Raw genomic sequence first — 4,389 nt, 5'->3', positions numbered from 1 at the left:
GGCGACCATGTGCTGCAGCCGGTTGTCGCGGCTGTCCCGGGTACGACCCAGCACATCGGCCAGCGCCTGGCGGATCCTGGCCGGCCTATCGACAGCGTCGAGATCCTCACCCAACCGAACCGCCGCCGCGACTACGCACCGGCGCTTGGACTGCGGACCTGAACCTTCGCGACGAGGAAGCAGGTGCGTGCCGGGCGCACAGCGGCGACACGGCGACCGAGGCGCCGGGCTTACCCCTGAGCGGACGCCCTGAGGTCGTGCCGCCCTTCGGTGGGCGTTTCGTTCTCGTCTGTCGACGACCTCCTGCCGCGGCCCTGACGGAAGCACCCACAAGCTCCGTTCTCTTGAAAATCTTGCTTAAACTCCTCTAGAGATCGTATGTTCTACGCGAGAGGGGGCCATCGTGGCACATTCGATCGAGGTGGATGATCAGACTTGTCACTCGCTCGCCTTGGCTGCGCGCATGAGTGGCTGTACGGCAGGCGAGGTGGTGGCCCGCCTAGTGGCGGAGGTGGGCATGCCGACGTCACCCACGTCGGCAAGCAAGGAGGGAGAGCAGCATTCGGAGGAAGCGGAGGCGGTGGCGGTGTACGCCGACTACGAGGGGCACCGCACCCAGGGCAGGTACGACCCGAAGACGTCTCGGATTGACATCGTGGCCGGGCCGCTGGGTGGGCAGAGCTTCAAGACGCCGACCGGTGCGGCTCGCGCCGTGGTCGGCCACTACAAGCCGAGTGTCAGCCCGCACCGCAACGGCTGGTCGTTCTGGGTCCTTGACGACGGGTCGGGAAGGTTCCTGCAGAGCATCCGAGGAACGCCGTGAGTCCAGTGTCGGCGCCGGCCGGAGGAACCAGACGAGTGCCATGCCGCCGAACTCACCGGGAACCGCGCGCATCCTCCTCGCCATGATCGCCGTGCCGGGCGAGAGCATCCAGCGCGGTGACACGACCACATACGGTCGTATCGCCGAGCAGCTCGGAGTCCGCAGCCTCGCGCAACAGGTCGGACGGGCCGTGGGCGCGAACCCGCTGTGCATCTTCGTGCCGTGCCACCGCGTCGTCGGGTCTCATGGCTCCCTCACGGGATACGCCGGCGGACTGAAGCGCAAGCAGACGCTCCTGGAGCTCGAGGAATCGCCTCAGATCAGCGCCGGACGCTTGTTCTGACCGAAAATCTCAAGTTTGCCACCGCGAGCACGTCTCCAATGGGATGGACATGAAACAGCCGTTCGAGAAGGTAGTCGCGCGGCACGGCGCAACCGTGCTGCGCGTCTGCCGGGTCGTCCTCGGTCCGTACGACGCGGACGACGCGTACGACGCGGACGACGCGGACGACGCATGGTCGGAGACCTTCCTCTCCGCCATGCGCGCCTGTCCCGACCTGCCAGAGACGGCGAACGTGGAGGCATGGCTCGTGACGATCGCGCATCGCAAGGCGATCGATGTGCTATGTGCCGCGAAGAGAAACCCTCTACCAGCCGAGGAGATACCGGAAGCACCAACAGGACGAGGCATCCCCGGCTCTGGGGATCCCGACCTGTGGGCCGCGGTGAACGGGCTCCCGAACGATGACGACATGACCGCCCTGCTGCCGACGCCCATGGATGCCGATACTTTCAGCCGGCTTCACCGCCGCCTGGAGCAGAAGGCGGAGCGAGCCGACCTTGTCGACGTCGCCTACACCACCATCGACTCGCCTGTCGGCAAGCTGCTGCTCGCCGCCACCCGGAAGGGTCTGGTCCGCGTGGCGTACGCCACCGAGGATCACGATCGAGTGCTGGAGACCCTCGGCCAGAAGCTCAGCCCGCGCATCCTGCGCGCTCCGAAGCGGCTGGACACGGTGACGCGCGAGATCGACGAATACTTCGCCAAGCACCGCCAGGTCTTCGACCTCACGATCGACCTGTCGCTGTCCCGCGGATTCCGGCGCCTCGTGCAGACGCATCTGCCCGAGATCGGATACGGCCGGACTCGCAGCTACCGGGACATGGCCGAACTCGTCGGCAACCCCGGGGCCGTCCGCGCGGTGGGCACCGCCTGTGCGACCAACCCGCTGCCGATCGTCGTCCCGTGCCACCGAGTTCTGCGTACCGATGGCACGCTCGGTGGTTACATCGGCGGACTCGAAGCCAAGGCCACGCTGCTGAACCTGGAGGCCGCGGCATGAGCACCGCGAAGTCGACCAGGAAGAAGACGACGGGCCGCCAGACGCATCGCCACCAGCGCCAACACGGCCGTCAGCCAAGGTGCGGTCGGTGTCGGCGGCCGGGCCGCCCATGCTCGGGGTGAGCGTGCCGCAGGCGGTCGAGGCCCCGGTCGGCCGTCAGTGTTTGACGAGGCGGTCGGCCGTCTCGCGGAGCGCGGCCAGACGGGCACGGTACTCCTGCTCATCGATCTCACCGCGGGCGAAGCGGTCGGCCAAGACCTGCTCGGGAGACGGTCCGGCGGGCCCAGCGGCGGCCGGAGGCGGGGCGGGTGGCCACATCGGGGGACGGCCGCGATCGCCGGCGTGGGTCAGCGCCCGTACCACCAGCACCGCCCCGATGATGAGCACAGCCCAGAACAGCAGCATGCCCAGGGACATCGCAAACCAGCCCCAGCCGCTCATTCCATAGCCGTCGTACCAGTACATCACCACTGTCACCTCCCGGAGCGAGCGGACGGGACGGCCCGAACCGGGCCCCACGCCGCACCCCCTCCCGCTTCCAGAGTGCGGCGAGTCGCGCTGGAGCGCAGGTGCTGGACGATCCGACGTCACTGGGTCAACCCGCTCACCGTCGTGTGCCCAATTGCCCAGAATGGTCAGCTCTGCGCCCCGTGGGCGGTGCACTGCACATTTCGACCCCGTACCCTCATCACCATCCGGCGCGCCCCGACCGGACCCGGTCGACGACACCGCGGTCGCCGACAGGTCCCACCGGTGAACGCCGTCAGCGAGTAGCAGCCGCCGGTCACCGTCTACACCCGGCCCGGATGCCCCTACTGCTTCCTGCCGCGCCCGGTGCCGGAGTGGGTGGCCCGGTGCAGCCCGACGGCGGTGCGACCGTCGTCCGCGGCTACCCGGAGGTGGTGATGGGCCAGGATCAGCGCCGCGACGCAGATCGGCACGTTGACGAGGAAAAGCCACCGCCAGCCACCCATGCCCAGCCGAGACCCTTCACCATGGAACGTCTCGGGCGCTGACTGCCCGAGACCGGGGCACCCTAACTTGACGCTATGACTGCGTCAATCTATTTTTGATGCATGCTCTACCCCGCTCCGGCCCTCAGGCCTGCCGACGATCAGGTGCTTAGCGAGATCGACGGCATGCGGGACGTACTGCGGCACCAAATCCGGACCGCGCCGTCGAAATGGACTGAGGGGCTCCGGAAGTTCCTGACCGCCGATGCCGTCGCAGCCTCGAACTCCATCGAGGGCTTCAAAGTATCCACGATCGACGTCGAGGATCTGATGGATGGCGAGCGAGATGTCGAGGTCTCGGACGAAAACCGCGAGGAGACCCTCGCCTATCAGCGGATGATGACGTATCTCCAGACGCTCCACGATGCCGAGGACTTCGGCTACAGCAAAGGCCTACTCAACGCTCTGCACTGGATGTTGCAAGGCCACCGTCACACTATGCACAAGCCGGCCGGGCAGTGGCGCCGGGGCCCCGTCTACGTCACCGACGCCCGTGACCCCAGCATCGCCACCTACACAGCCCCGGACGCCGATGTCGTCCCCGCGCTCATGAAGGAACTCATCGACTGGCTCAACGCCGACAACGGCACCCATCTGCTGGTGCGAGCAGCTCTGGCACATCTGCACCTCGTGTCCATCCACCCCTGGGCCGACGGGAACGGCCGGATGTCCCGTTCGCTCCAGACACTCATGATCGCCCGCGAAGGCGTCCTCGCCCCGGAGTTCTCCTCCGTCGAGGCGTGGCTCGGCCGCCCCGGCAACACCTGGGAGTACTACCGCGAACTCACCGGTCGGGGCCCGACGTACCTTCCCGACCAGGACGTCTCCAGCTGGATCCGCTTCAACCTGACCGCCTACCACCAGCAGGCCCAGACCGTTCAAGGCCGACTCGACCGCTCCGGGCGGGTATGGGGCGCACTCTCCGGATTCGCCAAGAGTACCGGTCTGGACGAGCGAGTGGTGACCGCCCTGCACGACGTGGCCATGGCTGGACGCGTCCGCCGCTCACGCTACGAGCATGCCGAGGGCCTGAGCCTGCAACAGGCGCAACGCGACCTCCGCGACCTCGCCACCGCCCAAGTCCTAGAACCGGTCGGCCGAACCCGGGCCCGCTACTACACGGCAGGCCCCCGCTTCCCTCAGCCGGCACTCGACATCGCGCGCACGCCCATGACCTTGAGGGATCCATACACCGGCTGACCCGAAAAAC

At 67.5% G+C, this 4,389-nt stretch carries 6 protein-coding genes; 4 read left to right on the top strand and 2 right to left on the bottom strand.

The window, feature by feature from the left end; all coding sequences use genetic code 11:
* Positions 1-463 precede the first annotated feature (463 nt).
* From AC08OO_RS21970 to AC08OO_RS21960, 3 genes are read left to right on the top strand one after another with little or no spacing between them, the layout of a single operon-like run.
* Positions 464-823, top strand: a complete 360-nt coding sequence (locus AC08OO_RS21970; protein WP_476619007.1) for a hypothetical protein — start codon at positions 464-466, stop codon at positions 821-823.
* 40 nt (positions 824-863) lie between these two features.
* Positions 864-1,166, top strand: coding sequence for a methylated-DNA--[protein]-cysteine S-methyltransferase (locus tag AC08OO_RS21965; protein WP_476608438.1), 303 nt, complete (start codon positions 864-866; stop codon positions 1,164-1,166).
* Between the two features lie 49 nt (positions 1,167-1,215).
* Complete coding sequence (locus tag AC08OO_RS21960) at positions 1,216-2,166, top strand: methylated-DNA--[protein]-cysteine S-methyltransferase (RefSeq protein WP_476611725.1); 951 nt, start codon at positions 1,216-1,218, stop codon at positions 2,164-2,166.
* 156 nt (positions 2,167-2,322) lie between these two features.
* Here the strand turns inward: AC08OO_RS21960 and AC08OO_RS21955 are convergent, their stop codons facing one another.
* The gene (locus AC08OO_RS21955) at positions 2,323-2,685 is read right to left on the bottom strand and encodes an SHOCT domain-containing protein (protein ID WP_476619006.1); all 363 of its coding nucleotides are present in this window, start codon (positions 2,683-2,685) and stop codon (positions 2,323-2,325) included.
* A gap of 293 nt (positions 2,686-2,978) precedes the next feature.
* A complete protein-coding gene (locus tag AC08OO_RS21950; RefSeq protein WP_476619005.1) occupies positions 2,979-3,140 on the bottom strand; it encodes a hypothetical protein in 162 nt (53 codons plus the stop codon).
* A gap of 144 nt (positions 3,141-3,284) precedes the next feature.
* On the opposite strand from AC08OO_RS21950, the gene AC08OO_RS21945 reads away from it, so the two are divergent.
* Complete coding sequence (locus AC08OO_RS21945; RefSeq protein ID WP_476619004.1) at positions 3,285-4,379, top strand: Fic family protein; 1,095 nt, start codon at positions 3,285-3,287, stop codon at positions 4,377-4,379.
* Positions 4,380-4,389: the final 10 nt, after the last annotated feature.

It is taken from the genome of Frankia sp. CeCAU1 (assembly GCF_977971845.1).
Note: the sequence above shows the minus strand (reverse complement) of the source record. Positions and strands in the feature narration are given on the sequence as shown.

What these genes read in the sequence shown, in the direction of transcription:
- AC08OO_RS21970 (WP_476619007.1), top strand. Translation starts at nt 464, where the DNA reads ATGAGTGGCTGTACGGCAGGCGAGGTGGTGGCCCGCCTAGTGGCGGAG.
- AC08OO_RS21965 (WP_476608438.1), top strand. Translation starts at nt 864, where the DNA reads ATGCCGCCGAACTCACCGGGAACCGCGCGCATCCTCCTCGCCATGATC.
- AC08OO_RS21960 (WP_476611725.1), top strand. Translation starts at nt 1,216, where the DNA reads ATGAAACAGCCGTTCGAGAAGGTAGTCGCGCGGCACGGCGCAACCGTG.
- AC08OO_RS21950 (WP_476619005.1), bottom strand. Translation starts at nt 3,140, where the DNA reads ATGGGTGGCTGGCGGTGGCTTTTCCTCGTCAACGTGCCGATCTGCGTC.